Annotated in this window: 16 protein-coding genes; 4 read left to right on the top strand and 12 right to left on the bottom strand. The window is 71.2% G+C overall.

The features are described 5' to 3' along the window. Positions 1 to 109: 109 nt before the first annotated feature. From ACGLYG10_RS13260 to pyrH, 9 genes are all read right to left on the bottom strand, one after another. A complete protein-coding gene (locus ACGLYG10_RS13260) occupies positions 110 to 1093 on the bottom strand; it encodes a GNAT family N-acetyltransferase (RefSeq protein ID WP_073332976.1) in 984 nt (327 codons plus the stop codon). 43 nt (positions 1094 to 1136) lie between these two features. Continuing rightward, positions 1137 to 2318 (bottom strand): flavodoxin-dependent (E)-4-hydroxy-3-methylbut-2-enyl-diphosphate synthase, encoded by a 1182-nt coding sequence (ispG, locus tag ACGLYG10_RS13255; protein ID WP_073332953.1) that lies wholly within the window; start codon positions 2316 to 2318, stop codon positions 1137 to 1139. A gap of 108 nt (positions 2319 to 2426) precedes the next feature. Continuing rightward, positions 2427 to 3743 (bottom strand): M50 family metallopeptidase, encoded by a 1317-nt coding sequence (locus tag ACGLYG10_RS13250; RefSeq protein WP_073332950.1) that lies wholly within the window; start codon positions 3741 to 3743, stop codon positions 2427 to 2429. A 12-nt stretch (positions 3744 to 3755) separates the two neighbouring features. After that, complete coding sequence (dxr, locus tag ACGLYG10_RS13245; RefSeq protein WP_073332948.1) at positions 3756 to 5063, bottom strand: 1-deoxy-D-xylulose-5-phosphate reductoisomerase; 1308 nt, start codon at positions 5061 to 5063, stop codon at positions 3756 to 3758. An 8-nt stretch (positions 5064 to 5071) separates the two neighbouring features. Further along, entirely contained in the window at positions 5072 to 5617 is a 546-nt protein-coding gene (locus tag ACGLYG10_RS13240; RefSeq protein ID WP_073332945.1) for a DivIVA domain-containing protein, read from the bottom strand. Continuing rightward, positions 5614 to 6867, bottom strand: coding sequence for a dual-specificity RNA methyltransferase RlmN (gene rlmN / locus ACGLYG10_RS13235; RefSeq protein ID WP_432416233.1), 1254 nt, complete (start codon positions 6865 to 6867; stop codon positions 5614 to 5616). The genes ACGLYG10_RS13240 and rlmN overlap by 4 nt, the downstream gene beginning before the upstream one ends. Before the next feature lie 168 nt (positions 6868 to 7035). Next, the gene (locus ACGLYG10_RS13230) at positions 7036 to 7965 is read right to left on the bottom strand and encodes a phosphatidate cytidylyltransferase (protein ID WP_073332940.1); all 930 of its coding nucleotides are present in this window, start codon (positions 7963 to 7965) and stop codon (positions 7036 to 7038) included. Between the two features lie 50 nt (positions 7966 to 8015). Next, positions 8016 to 8573 carry a ribosome recycling factor gene (gene frr / locus ACGLYG10_RS13225; protein WP_073332937.1) on the bottom strand — a complete coding sequence of 186 codons (558 nt, stop codon included), beginning with the start codon at positions 8571 to 8573 and terminating at the stop codon, positions 8016 to 8018. Between the two features lie 121 nt (positions 8574 to 8694). Next, positions 8695 to 9447: a UMP kinase gene (gene pyrH / locus ACGLYG10_RS13220; RefSeq protein ID WP_073332934.1), complete on the bottom strand. Its 753-nt coding sequence runs from the start codon at positions 9445 to 9447 to the stop codon at positions 8695 to 8697. Positions 9448 to 9591: 144 nt separating this feature from the next. Here pyrH and ACGLYG10_RS13215 point away from each other — a divergent pair, with 144 nt between their 5' ends. From ACGLYG10_RS13215 to ACGLYG10_RS13205, 3 genes are read left to right on the top strand one after another with little or no spacing between them, the layout of a single operon-like run. Then, on the top strand, positions 9592 to 10443 hold the full coding sequence (locus tag ACGLYG10_RS13215) for an ABC transporter ATP-binding protein (protein WP_073332932.1): 852 nt from the start codon (positions 9592 to 9594) through the stop codon (positions 10441 to 10443). After that, a complete protein-coding gene (locus ACGLYG10_RS13210) occupies positions 10440 to 12068 on the top strand; it encodes a hypothetical protein (RefSeq protein WP_073332929.1) in 1629 nt (542 codons plus the stop codon). The genes ACGLYG10_RS13215 and ACGLYG10_RS13210 overlap by 4 nt, the downstream gene beginning before the upstream one ends. Positions 12069 to 12070: 2 nt before the next feature. Next, positions 12071 to 12487, top strand: coding sequence for a hypothetical protein (locus tag ACGLYG10_RS13205; protein ID WP_073332927.1), 417 nt, complete (start codon positions 12071 to 12073; stop codon positions 12485 to 12487). An 81-nt stretch (positions 12488 to 12568) separates the two neighbouring features. Here ACGLYG10_RS13205 and tsf read toward each other — a convergent pair whose 3' ends face one another. Beyond that, positions 12569 to 13408: a translation elongation factor Ts gene (gene tsf, locus ACGLYG10_RS13200; RefSeq protein WP_073332924.1), complete on the bottom strand. Its 840-nt coding sequence runs from the start codon at positions 13406 to 13408 to the stop codon at positions 12569 to 12571. Between the two features lie 50 nt (positions 13409 to 13458). Next, positions 13459 to 14370, bottom strand: a complete 912-nt coding sequence (gene rpsB / locus ACGLYG10_RS13195) for a 30S ribosomal protein S2 (RefSeq protein WP_073332923.1) — start codon at positions 14368 to 14370, stop codon at positions 13459 to 13461. A 568-nt stretch (positions 14371 to 14938) separates the two neighbouring features. Between rpsB and ACGLYG10_RS16725 the strand changes: the two genes are divergently transcribed. Then, complete coding sequence (locus ACGLYG10_RS16725; RefSeq protein ID WP_244542685.1) at positions 14939 to 15769, top strand: M23 family metallopeptidase; 831 nt, start codon at positions 14939 to 14941, stop codon at positions 15767 to 15769. 63 nt (positions 15770 to 15832) lie between these two features. Here the strand turns inward: ACGLYG10_RS16725 and ACGLYG10_RS13185 are convergent, their stop codons facing one another. Further along, positions 15833 to 16816, bottom strand: a complete 984-nt coding sequence (locus ACGLYG10_RS13185; RefSeq protein ID WP_073333251.1) for a tyrosine recombinase XerC — start codon at positions 16814 to 16816, stop codon at positions 15833 to 15835. Between the last annotated feature and the right edge of the window lie 159 nt (positions 16817 to 16975).

The raw sequence follows: 16975 nt of genomic DNA, 5'->3' as shown, positions 1-16975 counted from the left end.
GTTGCGGCATCAAGAAGAGTCGAACAGATTGAGGGACGCCAACAGACTCGCTCACAAGCATTGAGGCCAACACTCCTGCGGCAGAAAACACGCACAGGCGCGCTCTCCCTCACAGCAGCACGGTGGCGAAGGTGCCCACGCGTCTGAAGCCCAGACCGTGGTACAGCCCCAGGCCGGCAGCGTTGAAGGAGTTCACGTACAGGCTCACCGCACCGTCGGCACCCACGTGGTCGCGGCGCACCGCGTCCACCACGGCTGCGAGCGCCACCGAGCCGATGCCGCGCCCGCGCAGGTCCGGGCGGGTCCACACACCGGTCAACTGCGCCACCGAGCCGCCCGGCCGCAGCCACAGGGAGCCCACGTCGACCTTGAAGGCCACGGCGGCTCCCCCGCCGGCAACCGCATCCGGCCCGACGGGACCGCCGGCGCCGTCGTCGAGCAGCACATAGCTGCGGCCGGAGCCCACCAGCCAGCCGACGTGCCGGGCGTAGGAGGACCCGGAGGTGGTCGGGTCGTAGCCGAGCTCGCCGGTGAACATGGCCACGCTCGCCGGCAGCACCAGCGCCTCCTCCGTCGGCGCCGCCCGATGCACTCCCGCCGCCACCCAGGCCAGTTCCGGGCGCCGTGCCAGGGCGTCGGCCGCCAACGTGCCGCCCGTCCCCCGCGGCGCCACCAGCAGCGGCTGCTCCCAGCGCTCCTCCCGCGAGCGCATGCCGGCCGCCGCCAGGTGCTCCCACACGGCGGCGACGTCCGCCACCAGTCCGGCCACCGAGCCGCGGCGAGTCAGGCGCCGGAAGGCGTGGTCCGCGAGCGCGCGGGCCACCTCGTCCCCGGCGCCCGGGTGCCCCAACTCCGGCCGGGCGGCCAGGCCGAAGGGCATGAGTGAGCCGGTGGCCCAGGCGCCGGCCACAGGCCGCCAGGGGTCGGCGGCGACCACCACATCCCCGCGCGCCCAACTGGGCCAGCGCAGCACCTGGTGCGCCAGGGCGACGCCGGCGACCGGGTCGAGGGCGCACAACTCGAGCAGCCCGTCCAATTGGGCCGGGTCGAGCGGGGTGAGCGGCGACGTCGGGCGGCGGCCGAACAGGTTCACGCGGATGCGGGCGGTTGCAGGAATCGGAGCATAACGGCGGGGCTCAGACGCTGGCGACCACACTCGGTGAGGTGCCGGCCAGAGCCGCCTCGCCGAACTCGGAGCGCATCTGCTCGGCCATGATCTGGGCCTGCTCCAGCAGCGTGTCCACCACCTGGTCCTCGGGAACCGTCTTGATGACCTTGCCGCGCACGAAGATCTGGCCCTTGCCGTTGCCCGAGGCGCAGCCGAGGTCGGCCTCGCGGGCCTCACCGGGGCCGTTGACGACGCAGCCCATCACGGCCACGCGCAGCGGGGCGGACACGTCCTTCAGCCCCTCCTCCACGGATTCGGCCAGCGACCACACGTCCACCTGGGCGCGCCCGCATGACGGGCAGGAGACGATCTCCAGCTTGCGTTCGCGCAGCCCCATGAACTCCAGCAGCTTGGTGCCGACCTTGACCTCCTCCACGGGCGGGGCGGACAGGGACACGCGAATGGTGTCGCCGATGCCCTGCGCCAACAGGATGCCGAAGGCGGCACAGGACTTGATGGTGCCCTGAAATGCCGGGCCGGCCTCGGTCACGCCCAGGTGCAGCGGCCAGTCGCCGCGCTCGCTGAGCATTTGGTAGGCCTGCACCATGGTGACCACGTCGTGGTGCTTCACGGAGATCTTGAAGTCGTGGAAGCCGCACTCCTCGAACAGGCCGGCCTCCCAGACGGCGGACTCCACCAGGGCCTCGGGGGTGGCCTTGCCGTACTTCTTCAGCAGGCGCGGGTCCAGGGAGCCGGCGTTGACGCCGATGCGCAGGGAGGTGCCGTGGTCGGAGGCGGCCTTGCAGATTTCGGCGACCTTGTCGTCGAACTTGCGGATGTTGCCGGGGTTGACGCGCACGGCCCCGCAGCCGGCCTCGATGGCGGCGAACACGTACTTGGGGTTGAAGTGGATGTCGGCGATGACGGGGATGCGCGACTGCTTGGCGATGATCGGCAGGGCCTCGGCGTCCTTGTCCGTGGGGCAGGCGACCCGCACGATGTCGCAGCCGGCCGCCGTCAGTTCCGCGATCTGCTGGAGGGTCGCCCCCACGTCGTGGGTCTTGGTGGTGGTCATCGACTGCACGGAGATGGGGGCTCCGCCCCCGACCTCCACGTCACCGACGCGGATCTTGCGGGTGGGCTTGCGGGGCGCCAGCACCGGGGGCTCCTCACGCACGGTTGGCATGCCTAGGGCGATCGCTTCTGTCACGCCTCACAGTATGGCACCGGGCGAGCCCGGTCGCCGTGGTGGCCGGCTCACACCGGGGTGCGATTCGCCTCCCGGGGCGGCGTTTCCGCAGCCCGCGCCGCCCACCGCTCAAATGGGCGCGACGATGTCAACCCAGATGAGTAGCACGGCCATGAGAATCAGCAGGTAGAAGACGACCTGCCCGACCGGCAGCATCCTGGCGGTATCGGCGTAGCCGGGATCGGGGTTGCCGTGAGCGCGGGCCCACAGGCGACGGATGCCCTCCCAGCAGGCGCCGGCGACGTGCCCGCCATCCAGCGGCAGCAGCGGAATGAGGTTGAAGGCGAACAGGGCCAGATTCAGCGAGCCGAGCAGGCTGAGCATGGAGAACAGGCGCACCGAGAAGGGCAGTCCCATATCCGTGCCGGTGCCGGCGCTGGACACCTCCCCGGCGATGCGCCCCACCCCGACCAGGCTGACCAGGCCCTCGGCGTTGCGCTCCTCCAGGCCCAGTCCGGCGGCGACGGCGTGGTACAGGCCCGCCGGCAGGGTCACGATCGCCTTCAGGGTCTGTCCGACTGCGTCACCCACCACCCGCGGGATCTCCCCGGCCGGGGTGCGCACCGTTCCCAGCGAGGGGCCGATGCCCACATACGGGCGCGGCTCGGTAATCACCTCTCCGGAGGCGTCGGTGGCGGGGTTGCCCTCGGCGTCGTAGACGGTGCGGGGCACCTCCACGGCCGTGATGGTCAGGGTCAGCGCCTGCCCATCGCGCTCGACGACGACGTCGGCCGGCTCGGTGCCGGAGGCGGCGATGGCCGCCTGCACCTCGGCCCAGGTGGCGGTGGGCTCACCGTCCCAGGACACGATCGTGTCGCCTACCTGCAATCCGGCCGCGGCGGCCGGGGAGGTGGGGTCGGCGTCGGTGCACGCGGCGCCGGCGTCGATGTCGGAGGAGACGCATTCGGACACCGACGCGAGGGTGGCGGTGTAGGCGGGCTGCCCGATCACCCCCAGGGCGACGGTCAGGCAGATGACGCCCAGGGCGAGGTTGGTGAGGATGCCGCCGGCCATGACCAGCAGCTTCTTCGGGACGCTCAGGCGGTAGAAGGCGCGGTCCTGCTCGTCGGGGCCGAGCTCGTCCAGGGACTCCGCGCGCGCCTCGGCGACCATGGAGCCGGGCTTGTCCGGGTGGCCTGGGCGGGCGGGCGGCAGCATGCCCAGCAGGCGCACGTAGCCGCCCAGCCAGATGGCCTTGATGCCGTACTCGGTCTCACCGCGGCGGGTGGACCACAGCTTGGGGCCGAAGCCGATGAAGTACTCGGGTACCTTCACGCCGAAGTGCTTGGCGGGCAGCATGTGGCCCAACTCGTGCAGGGCGACGGACAGGCCGATGCCGATGATGAGGATGACGATGCCCAGGATGTAGGCAAGGGTGTGGCTCAAGGGGTCTCCTGGTCAGCGGGTACGGGCGGCGATCAGCTCGTCGGCGCGGGCGCGCGCCCAGGCGTCGGCGGCCAGCACGTCATCGAGGCCGGGGTCGGCGTGCCCGGTGTGGGCCTCCAGCACGGCGGCGTCGATGGCGACGATGTCCAGCCAGCGCAGGCGCCCGTCCAGGAAGGCGGCGACGGCCTGCTCGTTGGCGGCGTTGAAGACGGCCGGGTGGGTGGGTGAGGCGGCCACGGCGGCGCGGGCCAGGTCCACGGCCGGGAAGGTATCGGCGTCGAGCGGCTCGAAGGTCCAGGCGGTGGGATCGGTCCAGGGCTGGGGCCGGACCAGGCCGGCCAGGTCGGGGCGGTGCGGCCAGGTCAGGCCCAACGCGATCGGCAGGCGCATGTCCGGCGGGGAGGCCTGGGCGATGGTGGCGCCGTCGATGAACTCGACCATGGAGTGGACCACGGACTGGGGGTGTACGGCCACGGTAATGTCGGCGGGGTCGACGTCGAACAGCAGGTGCGCCTCGATCAGCTCCAGCCCCTTGTTGACCAGGGTGGAGGAGTTGACGGTGACCACGGGGCCCATCGCCCAGGTGGGGTGGTTCAGGGCCTGGGCGGCGGTGACGCCCGCGAGTTCGGCGCGGGTACGGCCGCGGAAGGGCCCGCCGGAGGCGGTCAGGATCAGCCGTCGCACTTCGCTGCGGCCGGTGACGTCGGGGCTGGTCAGCCCCTTCTCGTGGACGCCGGCGCGCAGGGCCTGGGCGATGGCCGAGTGCTCGGAGTCGACGGGCACGACCTGTCCGGGACGGCGCAGGGCGCGCTTGACCAGGGCACCGCCGACCACCAGGGACTCCTTGTTGGCCAGCGCGAGGGTGGCGCCGGAGCGCAGGGCGGCCAGGGTGGGGGCCAGGCCGACCGAGCCGGTGATCCCGTTGAGGACCACGTCCCCCTCCCCCACGCCGGCGGCCTGAATCAGCTCGGTGGCGGCGTCGGGGCCGGCGAGGATCGCGGTGACGGGGTCGGGCCGGCCCGCACGGGCGGCGGCGTCGGCGAGGGCCGCGCGCAGCCGGGGTACGACGTCGTCGGCGGAGGCGGACACCGCCAGGCGGGGCACGCGGTGGGCGACAGCCTGCTCGGCCAGCAGTTCCAGGCGGCCGCCGCCGGCGGCCAAACCGGACACGCGCGGCGCCGGGACCCGGCCGGGTTCACCCGGGGCGCCGGGGTGGGCGGCCAGGTGGTCGATGACCTCGAGGGCCTGGGTGCCGATGGAACCGGTGGAGCCGAGCAGGACGACGGCGCGCGCGGGATCACCCGAAGCGGTTGCGGTCATGGTGTGCCCTACTCCACCGACAGCAGGACCTCGACGGTCCGGGCGAGAAAGCGGTCGACGCTGGCCTCGTCATAGGCCTTGTCCCCGCGGGCGGCGGGGAAGACGGCGGCACGCACCTGGGTGGAGGTCAGGGCGCCGTCGGAGTCGAAGTAGGCGGCAATGCGGTCCATGAGGGCGTCGACGGCCTCCTTTTCGTACCCCCGCCGGGCGGCGGGGGCGAAGCGCTCACCGGCCGGGCGCAGCAGCCGCGGGTACAGGGTGGTGGCCAACTGGGCCACCTGGTCCATCCAGGCCTTGCGGCCGTTGGTGGCCACGTACTCGGCGCGGCGGCGCTGCAGGAAGGCGGCCTCGAGCCGGTCCAGCGCGGCGTCGACGGCGTCGGGCCGGTAGCCGCCGTGGACGATGTCGAAGGCGACGGTGCGCACCCCCTCGGAGTCCATCTCGGCCAGTTCGCCGGCGTCGTAGATCTCGTGGGCGGTCTCGAAGTAGCCGTCCACCTGCTCGACGCGGTAGCCCTGCTTAAGCATGCCGACCCTGGGGAACATGTCGCTCATCGCGTGTGCGCCGCCCTTTCCTGCTTGAGCACCTCGGTGGCCAACTGGCCGCAGGCGCCGTCAATGTCGCTGCCACGAGTGTCTCGCACCGTGGTGGTGATGCCGGCACGCCGGAGCGTGTCGACGAAACGGTCCTGGACCTCCGGCTCGGAGCAGGTCCAGATGGAGCCGGGGGTGGGGTTCAGGGGAATGGGATTCACGTGGGCCCAGCCGTGGCCGCGGCGGTTGAGCTCGTCGGCCAGCAGCTGCGCGCGCCAGGCGTGGTCGTTCATGTCCTTGATCAGGGCGTACTCGATGGAGACGCGCCGGCCTGTGGCCTCGAAGTAGTCGTGGGCGGCGTCCAGCAGCTCGCCGACCTTCCACTTGGAGTTGACGGGAATGAGGGCGTCGCGCAGTTCGTCGTCGGGGGCGTGCAGGGAGACGGCCAGGGTGACCGGCAGGCCCTCACCGGCGAGCTTGCGGATCAGCGGAACCAGGCCCACGGTGGAGACGGTGACGCCGCGGGCGGACAGGCCGAAGCCCTCCGGGGCGGGGTCGATGATTCGGTGCAGGGCCGCCACCACGTTCTTGTAGTTGACCATCGGCTCGCCCATGCCCATGAACACGACGTTGGACAGGCGGGCGGGGCCACCGGCCAGACCGCCGGCCTCGGACAGGGCGCCGGCGTGACGAATCTGCTCGATGATCTCCCCGGTGGACAGGTTCCGGGTCAGCCCCATCTGGCCGGTGGCGCAGAAGGGACAGGCCATGCCGCAGCCGGCCTGGGAGGAGACGCACAGGGTGGTGCGGTCCCGATAGCGCATGAGCACCGACTCCACGCGCACGCCGTCGTAAAGCTCCCACAGGTGTTTGATGGTGCGGCCGCCGTCGGCGCGCAGGGCACGCACCTCGTGGATCAGGTCGGGCAGCAGTTCGGCGCACAGTTGCTCGCGCTGGGCGGCGGGCAGGTCCGTCATGTCGGCGGCGTCGCGGGTGAAGTGAGTGAAGTAGTGGCGTGAGAGCTGGTCGGCGCGGAAGGCGGGCAGACCGGCCTCCCGCAGTGCCTGCTTGCGGCCGGCCAGGTCCAGGTCGGCCAGGTGCCGGGGGGCCTTGCCACGGGCGGGGGGAACGGCGAAGGACAGGCGGGGGCGAGCGTCGGGGCTGGTGGCGCCCTCGGGCGGCTGATCGGTGGGCAGCACCTGGACGCGGTCGGAGTCGCGGCGCGGCGTGGCCGTACGGGCGGCCCCGGCACGTGGGCCGCGTGCGCGGATGACGGCGGAGGTGCTGCTCACTGGGGCCATGATCCTTCCGATTGTGAGAGTCGAGCGCGTTCGCGGACACGAGCGGCCGAAGCGGCAGCGTACTCGGGCCAAGCCGCCACTGCCACGGCGTCGGTCACAGTCCCGGGGCGACGGCGCAGCATCTGGTGCATCGCCGGGTCACCCGACCAGGAGGCTGAATACGTAGACCACCGGGGCGGCCACCAGGATGGAGTCGAGCCGGTCCATGAGACCGCCGTGGCCGGGCAGGAGGGTGCCCATGTCCTTCAGTCCGAGGTCGCGCTTGAGCAGGGACTCCCCCAGGTCGCCCAGCGTCGAAATGACCACCACGGTGGCGCCCAGCAGCGCGCCCGCCCACACCGGCCCGTCCAACGCCCACAGGCAGACCGCGCCGGCGCCGACGGCGGCCAGCAGGGAGCCGGCGAAGCCCTCCCAGGACTTCTTCGGCGACACGCTCGGCGCCATGGGATGCCTGCCGAAGTTGATACCGGCCAGCCAGCCGCCGGTGTCGTTGGCGACCGGCAGGGCGATCAGGGTCAGGACCTTGCCGACCCCGTGCGTCTGGGCGACCAGCAGCACGGCGAACCCGGCGAGGAAGGGCAGGTAGGTGGCGGCGAACACGGAGGCGGAGGCGTTCACGGAGCGGGAGCGACGCACGGCGTCGTGGGCCTCGGTGCGCAGCACATCATGGCCGGCCTCCTCCAGGGCGGTGCCGGACTCGGCCTCCGCCTGATCCAGGAAGCACCAAACCACGCAGGCGCCGGCGGTGGCGATGTAGGCGCCCAGGGCGGCCTCCGCGCCCGCCCGCCAGGCGCACACCGCCACCCCGAGGGTGCCGATCCACAGCGGTGCCAGCGGCAGTCGGATGCCCTTGCGGGCGAAGGCACCGGCCAGTTCCCATAGGGCCCCGCACACGGCCACGACCACCACGCCGACGAACACGATCTTGTTGAAGACCAGCGAGGCCAGGATCGCCCCGATCAGGACGACGGCGACCCCGACGGCGGCGGGCAGGTTGCGTCCCGCCCGCCCGGTGGCGGGTAGGGGGGCGCGGTTGCGCGTCGGCGGCGGGGCGAGCAGGGTGGACAACAGGCTCACGGTGGGCGGCGTACTGGTGCGGTTCGGGGTCGAGGCGGGGCTCAGACCTCGAGGAGCTCGGCCTCCTTGGTGGCCAGTGCGGCGTCGATCTGCTCGACGTAGCGCTTGGTCAGGGCGTCCAGCTCCGCCTCGGCGCGCTTGACGTCGTCCTCGCCGGCCTCGCCGTCGCGCTTGATGGCCTCCAGCTCCTTCTTGGCCTTGGCGCGCACACCGCGCACCTGCACGCGGGACTCCTCCGCGCGGGAGCGGGCGAGCTTGACGTAGTCGCGGCGACGCTCCTCGGTCAGCACGGGCAGGGTCACGCGGATGACGGTGCCGTCGTCGGTGGGGTTCACGCCCAGGTCGGACTCGCGGATCGCGGTGACGATCTCCTTCATGGCGCCGCGGTCGTAGGGGCTGACGATCACGGAACGGGCCTCGGGAATGGTGATGGAGGCGAGCTGCTGCAGGGGCGTGGGCGCCCCGTAGTAGTCGACCACGATTCCGTTGAACATGGACGGGTTGGCGCGGCCGGTGCGGATGGCGGCGAGTTCGTGCTTGCCGGCGTCGAGGGCCTTGTCCATCTTGTCCTCGGCATCGAGCATGACGTCGTCGATCATGGTTGGTTCCTTCGGTTGTTAGCAGTGTTGATGGGCTGTCGGTCGGCTGTGGTTCAGCCTTTGGCGCGTTCGCCCGTACGGCCGAGCGCGGAGGGCGCCGCGCGGATGGCGCGGCCGGAGGCTAGTCGCGGGTGACGAGGGTGCCGATGTCCTCCCCCAGCAGGGCGCGGGTGATGTTGCCGGGCTCCCCCATGCCGAACACGCGCATGGTCAGGGCGTTGTCGCGGCTGAGGGCGAAGGCGGAAGCGTCGGCGACCTGCAGCCCGTCTGCCAGGGCGCGCGCATAGGTGAGGCGGTCGAGCTTGACGGCCTCGGGGTCGCGGCGCGGGTCCGCGGTGTACACGCCGTCGACCCCGTTCTTGCCGACCAGCAGCTCGTCGCAGTGAGTCTCCAGGGCGCGCTGGGCGGCGACGGTGTCGGTGGAGAAGTAGGGCATGCCGGCGCCGGCGCCGAAAATGACGGCGCGGCCCTTCTCCATGTGGCGGATGGCGCGCAGGGGAATGTAGGGCTCGGCGACCTGGGTCATGGTGATGGCGGACTGGACCCGGGCGGGTACACCGGCCTTCTCGATGAAGTCCTGCAGGGCGAGCGCGTTCATCACCGTGCCGAGCATGCCCATATAGTCGGCCCGGGCGCGATCCATACCCCGGGCGGACAGTTCTGCGCCGCGGAAGAAATTGCCGCCGCCGACCACGATGGCTACCTGCACGCCCTGCTTGATGGCGGTGGCGATCTGCTGGGCGGCGTCGGCGACGACGTCGGCATCCAGGCCGACCGCCCCACCGCCGAAGACCTCACCGGAGAGCTTCAATAGCACCCGCCGGGGATGGGTGCCGTGGGCGATGCGGTCGTCGCGGTCCGGGGACTCGCTCATGCGTGGTGCCTCCTGCTGGGTGCGGACGGTTCAGCGGCTTCGATGCGGGCGCTGCGCACAGCCTACCTGCACAGGGTGGTTCCGCGCCGGAGGTAACGATAGAGTCAGGGAGTGACGAAGCGTATACCGACGGGGTGAGCAGCCGTGTTCGGATTCAGACTCAGCGAGGCGTCATCCCCGGAGGAATGTCGGCACCTGACCGACAGGACGACGTGCCAAGACACTGACGCCAACGCTATCGAGGTACGCGCGCTGAGCAAACGCTTCGGCGGGCCCACGGTTCTGAACGAGGTCACCCTGGATGTCCGCTACGGCGCCATCACCTGCCTCCTCGGCCCCAATGGGGCGGGCAAGACCACGCTTATGCGGATCCTCGTCGGACACGAGTCCATCAGCCGCGGGAGTGCTCGCATCGTGCTGCCGGAGGACGGCGCGCTCGCGGACCGCACTGTCGGATACGTTCCCGACTCTTCGCTGGTATACCCGCTATTGACTGTGCGCGAGCATCTGCGGCTGGTGGAGGCGTTGTTCGGCCTCAGCCGGTTCAGCCGGGCGCAGGAGGAACAGTTTCTGAAGGCGCTGGGACTGGATGAGCACGCGGACCTGCTGGCCAGCAAACTCTCGAAGGGGTTGAAGAAGCGGCTGATGCTCGCCTGCGCGGTGCGCCAGGGCGCGCGAGTCCTCGTCCTGGATGAGCCCTTCGATGGGCTCGATCCGGCGGGCCAGGAGATGCTCATGTCGCTGGTGGAGCAGTTGCGCGACCAGGGGTGCTGCGTGCTGGTGTCGACGCATCGGCTGGACATCGCCGAGCGGGTAGCCGACGAGCTGTTGGTCCTGGACCACGGTGAGCTCGTGTTCTCCGGCACGCCCACCCAGTTCGTGCGTCTCGGCGAGCCCTCCCCCAACAAGACTGCCTTCGAGGCCGCCTTCGCCGCCGTCAGCCGCCGCTCCGATTCCCGACCCCGGCTGGCCGAATTCGACGGGACGAGTCCATGACCGCCGACGTTGTTCCCACCGCCGCGCGCCAGCGTGCCCGACAGCACGTCTCGCGACTGGTACTGGTACTGCTGGAGGCCCGTCTGCGCGGCGTTCGACACAAGGCGGTCGGACTGCTTAAGAGCTGGCCGGGGCGTCTTGCTGGTATCGCCGTGGTGGTCGTCAGCGGCCGGTTGCTTTGGATGCTGGTAGCGCCCCCATCCGGGCGCGCATCTGCCATCCCCGACTGGCTGCTGCGAGATGTGCTCGGCGCTGTACTGGTCGGTGCCCTCACGGTCTGGGGCGCCCATTCAGTCGCCCGGCCTCCCGTCATTCTGGGCACCGGTGATATCGGCGTTGTGGACTCCGGCTCCTTGATTCGCGTATCACTAACCGCGGGCATTCTCGCCCGTCTGTCGGCCTCCGTAATCGGCGGCCTGTACCTGGCCGCCGTACTCTCCGGGGTGGCCCCCACGCAGTGGGCGGAACTGGAGTCGCGCCTGTGTTTGTGGACAGTCCTGAGCAGTCTCGGAGTCTGGATGACCAGCGCGCGCTTGGCCTGCGGCTGCGCAACGTGGGCTTTTCCCCGCACGCGCCCGCTCCTGACCCTGGCATGGTGGAGTCCGACGACAGTATTGGTATGCAGTGTGCTCGCCCGCGTGTCGGAACAGGGGGTGAGGGCACTGAACCTGCTGGGCGACATCTTCATGACGCTGACCGGGCACTGGCGATCGGCCATACTGCTCGCCGCTGCCGCCGCCTTGATCTACGCGGTGGTGATCGCGGTGGCGCCCGGGCTGACTCCGCTGTGGGCGGCACCCGCGTACCAGCTGGCCGCAATCCTCGACCTGGCCGACAGTCGGGACGCCTCGGCGGCATTGGCCCTTATGCGCCCGGCACATGCGTCCAGCGGGAACATGCCCGCCGTCGTCCGTGGGGCGGCCGCCTTAGTAATCCGCCAGTGGTGGGAGGCGGGACGCCGCCATTCCGGCAGGGTCCTCGTATTCGAGGCGCTGGCGGCCTATGGGGTCGGCCGGCTGATCGGTTGGCTGCTCCCGGAGTGGTGGCCAATCGCGTTCCTGATCGTAGGCGGATTTGCAGCTTCCTCATGCGCGCTGGACGGCGCCCTAGCGGAAGCACGCTACCCCCTGTTCTCTGCGGCGAGCAGTACCCGCTGTAACGCACTGTACGTGGGTGCGTGGAGCTGTCTGTTGCCCGCATTACAAACGTGCCTGATCTGCCTGCTGACCGTCCTCGGCGGCGCCCAGGCTCGCCTGCCCGGCGGTGCCGTGGCCATCGCACTCGGTTGCGCATTCACCTGGCCGCTGTTCGCCGCGGCGTGTTCCGTGTCCGCCGCGCTCCTAGCAGCGCGAGGCATTTCGAACCACCTGACCAGCGGCGTCGGCGGGCTTGCCGCCCTCGGAGGGCCGCTGGTCCTCGCCGTCGGCCAGGGCACGGCAGCATTGGCACCCGGGTTTGCGGCAATCGCCGCTCAAGTCGGGGCCACCGCATTGGCCTCGTGGGCACTGCTGCACATCGCCCTCGCAAGCTGGTCCGCCTCGCGGTACGCGGTACGCATTGACAGCCGGACGGCCGCCAAACACCTCAACACAACCACTCAAAGTCCCGCCGAAACGGAGGAATGATCATGGCAGGAATGGACGAGAGCGCCAAGACGGTGCTCAAGGACGCCCGCGCGGTGGCGAAGGAACGGGGGGCAGGCAACGCCGAGCCCCTGGATGTGTTCGTCGCCGCGCTCCGCACCAGCCCCGAGGTGGAGGCGCTCGTCGGCACGCCCCACCAACTGAGCTGGGAGGAGTTGGTGCAGGAGGCGACCGCCGACGCTCCCCGCCGCGGCCTGGGGCGGCTACTGCCCCGGCCGATCGGCTTCGACGACCGCGCCAAGGCGGCCTCGGTGCGGGCGGTCGCGCTGGCGGTCGACTCCGATGTCTCCGCGCGTCATCTGGCGGCGGCCGCACTGGAGCAGGACGACGCCCGCCTGAATGAGTACCTCGTTGCCCACGGCACCAGTTGGAACCGGCTCGTCGAAATACTGGTGGCCTGAGCGCCCGTAAGCACCCGAGATATAACACGGGGTCCCCGCGAGCATGCGCTCACGGGGACCCCGGTGCTTGATCGCGTCAGCTCAGGCGCCGACGCGGAAGCGGACGAAGCCGTTCAGCTTGCCGCCGGTGGCCGTGATGACCTTGCCGACCGTGGTCTTGGGGTCCTTGGCGTAGGCCTGGTCCACCAGGCAGTTCTCCTTGTAGAAGCCGTTCATACGGCCCTCGACGATCTTCGGGATGGCCTTCTCGGGCTTACCCTCGGCGCGGGTCGTCTCCTCGGCGATGGCGCGCTCCTTCTCCACGGTCTCGGCCGGGACGGAGTCACGGTCCAGGTACAGCGGGGAGTAGGCGGCCACGTGCATGGCGACGTCGTGGGCGACCTCGGCGGCCTTGGCGTCGGTGCCGACCAGCACCCCCACCTGGGCGGGCAGGTCGGGGTTGGTGCGGTGCAGGTACAGCTCGACGTGGTCGGCGGCCAGGCGGCCGACGCGGCGCACGACGATCTTCTCGCCGATGACGGCCTGCATGGAGTCGGTGAGCTCCTTGACGGTGGTGCCGTCGACGGCGACCTCGGCCAGCGCCTCGGCGGTCTCGGCACCGGAGTCGATGGCGGCAGTGAGGACCTTGTCGGCGAACTCGATGAACTTCTCGTTCTTGGCGACGAAGTCGGTCTCGGAGTTGATCTCCACCAGGACGCCCACCTGAGCGTCGTCGGTGTCGACCACCTTGGCGGCGATCAGGCCGGCGGAGGCGGAGCGGCCCTCGCGCTTGGCGATGCCCTTCAGGCCCTTGACGCGGATGATCTCGATGGCCTTCTCGGCGTCACCGTTCGCCTCGTCGAGCGCCTTCTTGACGTCGAGCATGCCGGCGCCGGTCTTCTCGCGCAGCGCCTTGATGTCAGCGGTGGTGTAGTTGGGCATGGATATCTCCTGAAATTGCTGAGATTGGAGTGAACGGGCGGCTACTGGACTCAGGCCTGCTCGGCGGGAGCAGGCTCGCTATCCGAAGGAGCCACCGGAGCCTCACTCTGGACGGCCTCGGTGGCCGACTCAGCGGCAGCCTCGGTGACCGACTCTTCGCTCGGGGCGGCCTCGGCCTCGGCACCGGCCAGCAGCTGGGCCTCCCACTCGGGCAGCGGCTCGGCCTCGGCGGCGGGGACCTCCGCCTCCTCACCGGTGCGGGCGCGGCCGGCGGAGCGCGACACGAGCCCGTCGGCGACGGCGTCGGCGATGATGCGGGTCAGCAGCGCGACGGAGCGGATGGCGTCGTCGTTACCGGGGACGGCGTAGGTGACCTCGTCGGGGTCGCAGTTGGTGTCCAGCACGGCGACGACGGGGATGCCCAGCTTCTGTGCCTCGGAGATGGCCAGGTGCTCCTTCTTGGTGTCCACCACCCAGATGGCGGCCGGCGGCTTGGCCATGTCGCGGATGCCGCCGAGGGTCTTGACCAGCTTGTCCTTCTCGCGGCGCATCATGAGCAGTTCCTTCTTGGTGTGGCCGGAGCCGGCCACGTCGTCGAAGTCGATCTGCTCGAGTTCCTTCATGCGGTCCAGGCGACCGCGCACGGTGGTGAAGTTGGTGAGCATGCCGCCCAGCCAGCGCTGGTTGACGTAGGGCATGCCGACGCGCTGGGCCTGCTCGGCCACGGCGGCCTGGGCCTGGGTCTTGGTGCCGACGAACAGAATGTTGCCGCCGCGGGCGACCGTCTCCTTGACGAAGTCGTAGGCGGTGTTGATGCCGTCGATCGACTGCTGCAGGTCGATGATGTAGATGCCGTTGCGCTCGGTGAGGATGAACCGCTTCATCTTGGGGTTCCAACGGCGGGTCTGGTGGCCGAAGTGCACACCGTTCTCGAGTAGCTGGCGCATGGTGACAATCGCCATGAGGGTCCTTTCAGGCACGCCCGGCGGGCGTGCAGTCGAGGGGCGGCCCGCCGCGGTACGGACGGGGCGCCCGGTTATGGGTGGTTTTTCCCCTTTGACCGGAGGCCCCGTGGGCGGGGCGCGGCTGCCCGGAGGCCGGGCATGGGGCCTGGTGCCCGCGACGCCGGGCCACCCACCGTGCTTACGCAATGCGGGACCTCGGCCGTGGCGCTCGAAAGGACGTTCCCGCCCCGCCGACGGCGGAACGGGCGCGGACACGCGAAGTCAGCCACGCAACGGATCGACTAAGGCCGCCGAACCCGCGCGGGGCTGCGGGCGCGAGGTTATCACAGCGCCGGCGCGGATCATGCGGGCGGGGCCGCCGGGCAAGCCTCGTGGCACGGGACGAATCCGCAGGCCACAGCGGGGTGAGTCCGTGGGCGGGTGCGCTCGGCCGGAGGGGCGGGCACCTTCGGATTGGCGTACCGGCGTCCACAGGTCCGATTGGCGACATCCAACCGGATCGGTTATCCACAGGCGGACCATGCCGCAGATGCGCTCGGGGACCTACCCGCGCACGCTGGTGTCCATGAGCAACTTCACAGCCGCCGACACCGCTGTCGGCACCTCCGCTTCAGCCGTTACCGTCAACACGCCCCCCACGGATGGGCACTCCCCCGCGGCCCCGGGCGGGCACACCCGCCAGGATCCGGCCGACCGCTCCCCCGGCGAGGTCTCATCCGGCGGTCCCCCTCCACCGCGCCCGGGAGGGGCGCGACGTCGGGCCCGGCGCCTGGCGGCGACTTGGGCCGCGCTTACCGTCGGCGCCGCCCTCGCCCTGTCGCCGACGCCGGCCTCCGGAGTGGACGCAACATCCTTGGGGTCCGCGACCGTGCCGCGGCAGGTGGTGATGGCCTGGCGGGGCGGCGAGCCGAACCCGCTGCAGGCATTCGCGGCCGGGACGGCGGCGGAACCCGCCACGCCGCTGCCGGGGGTGGTGGCCACGAGGGTGCGCTACGCCTGGCCGACGGGCATGGCGACGACGGTGCTGGCCGATTTCGATCCGCCTGCGGTGGTCTGGGGCTCCGGGCACCGCGGCGTGGACCTGGCGCTGGCGGCGGGCTCGCAGGTGCTGGCGGCCGCGGACGGGACGGTCGCCTTCGCGGGGATGGTGGCCGGACGACCGGTGGTGTCCATCGACCATGCCGACGGCATCCGCACCACCTACGAGCCGGTGGATCCGTGCGTCGAGGCCGGCGAGGCGGTTGCGCGCGGCCAGGTGATCGGCACGCTGCAATCCGGCCACCGCGCCGACGGCGCCGACGCCCTGCACTGGGGTGCCCGCACCGGCCCGAAGACCTACGTCAACCCGCTGCGCCTGCTTCAGCCCGCGGTGATCCGCCTCAAGCCGCTGGGCTGACTGGAGGCCGACTTGCCGGCCGGGCCGAGCGGGGTCGGTGTCGCATACTCGGTAGCCGGGTCGTCAAGCCCTTGGGAAGGCCTGGGCGTAGACGGCGCGCAGGCGCTCGGCGGATACATGCGTGTAGCGCTGGGTCGTGGCCAGCGACGAGTGCCCGAGCAGTTCCTGCACGCTGCGCAGGTCCGCTCCCCCGCTGAGCACGTGGGTGGCGGCCGAGTGGCGCAGCCCGTGGGGGCCCAGGTCGGGCACGCCGGCGCGGGCGGCCGTGCGGTGGACAATCTCGCGTACGGCCCGCGGCCCGATGCGGCGACCGCGGGCGCCCAGGAACAGGGCCGCTCCGGCGTCGGCGGCGGCTACGGCGGGGCGTGCGTCCGCCCAGTCCTCCAGGGACGCGGCGGCGGGGCCGCCGTAGGGCACCGTGCGTTCCTTGTTCCCCTTGCCCAGTACCCGCATGGTGCGACGCGCGGCGTCCACGTCCCCCAGGTTCAGGGCGCACAGTTCGGACACGCGCACGCCGGTGGCGTACAGGATCTCCAGAATCGCCCGGTCGCGCAGCGCCAGTGCCCTGGCCACGTCGGCATCGGTGCCGTCATCCGCCGTCGTCCCGGCCGCGGCGACGGCGTCGGCCGCCGCGTCCAGCAAGGCGGCGGCCTGGGCGGGGGTGAGCACGGAGGGCAGGCGAGCATCGGCGCGGGGCGAGCGCAGCCGGGCGGCGACGTCGGCCCCCAGCAGTCCGTTGCGGTAGGCCCAGTTGGAGAAGGTGCGGCAGGCGGCGGCGCGGCGGGCCAGAGTCGCGCGGGCGGCGCCGTCGGCGGACATGGTGGCCAGCCAGGCGCGCAGGTCCGGCAGGTCCAGGCTGCCCAGGGCGGGCCCCACCGGCTCGTCGTCTCCCTCGCCGACGCCGAGGAAGGTCAGCAGCTCCGCCAGATCGCCGAGGTAGGCGCGCACCGTGTGCGCCGACAGCCCGCGTTGCAGGTCCAGGTAGCGGGCGAACGCGTCCAGCAGCCCGGCCCGGGTACCGCACCCGCTCCCGTTCGTCGGCCTCATCTGTTGTCCCACCGCCGGGGCCGCCGAGGAGGCCTCACCAGCCTTGGGATCCGCGCGCACGCCATCAGTCTAGTGACTCTTCTGGTTTGAGGATGTGGGTGGGACGCGGCTCGGCCCTTGAGCGCCGCCACGACCGGCATTGTCGCCATCCGGGACAAA

Origin of the sequence: Actinomyces glycerinitolerans, assembly GCF_900098745.1 — a bacterium.
Taxonomy (GTDB): domain Bacteria; phylum Actinomycetota; class Actinomycetes; order Actinomycetales; family Actinomycetaceae; genus Actinomyces; species Actinomyces glycerinitolerans.
Note: the sequence above shows the minus strand (reverse complement) of the source record. Positions and strands in the feature narration are given on the sequence as shown.

Bases quoted from the DNA above. Each gene is read 5' to 3' on its own strand.
- ACGLYG10_RS13210 (WP_073332929.1), top strand. From the start codon at position 10,440: ATGACCGCCGACGTTGTTCCCACCGCCGCGCGCCAGCGTGCCCGACAG.
- dxr (WP_073332948.1), bottom strand. From the start codon at position 5,063: ATGACCGCAACCGCTTCGGGTGATCCCGCGCGCGCCGTCGTCCTGCTC.
- ACGLYG10_RS13205 (WP_073332927.1), top strand. From the start codon at position 12,071: ATGGCAGGAATGGACGAGAGCGCCAAGACGGTGCTCAAGGACGCCCGC.
- ACGLYG10_RS16725 (WP_244542685.1), top strand. From the start codon at position 14,939: ATGAGCAACTTCACAGCCGCCGACACCGCTGTCGGCACCTCCGCTTCA.
- pyrH (WP_073332934.1), bottom strand. From the start codon at position 9,447: ATGAGCGAGTCCCCGGACCGCGACGACCGCATCGCCCACGGCACCCAT.
- ACGLYG10_RS13185 (WP_073333251.1), bottom strand. From the start codon at position 16,816: ATGAGGCCGACGAACGGGAGCGGGTGCGGTACCCGGGCCGGGCTGCTG.
- tsf (WP_073332924.1), bottom strand. From the start codon at position 13,408: ATGCCCAACTACACCACCGCTGACATCAAGGCGCTGCGCGAGAAGACC.
- frr (WP_073332937.1), bottom strand. From the start codon at position 8,573: ATGATCGACGACGTCATGCTCGATGCCGAGGACAAGATGGACAAGGCC.
- ACGLYG10_RS13240 (WP_073332945.1), bottom strand. From the start codon at position 5,617: ATGAGCGACATGTTCCCCAGGGTCGGCATGCTTAAGCAGGGCTACCGC.
- rpsB (WP_073332923.1), bottom strand. From the start codon at position 14,370: ATGGCGATTGTCACCATGCGCCAGCTACTCGAGAACGGTGTGCACTTC.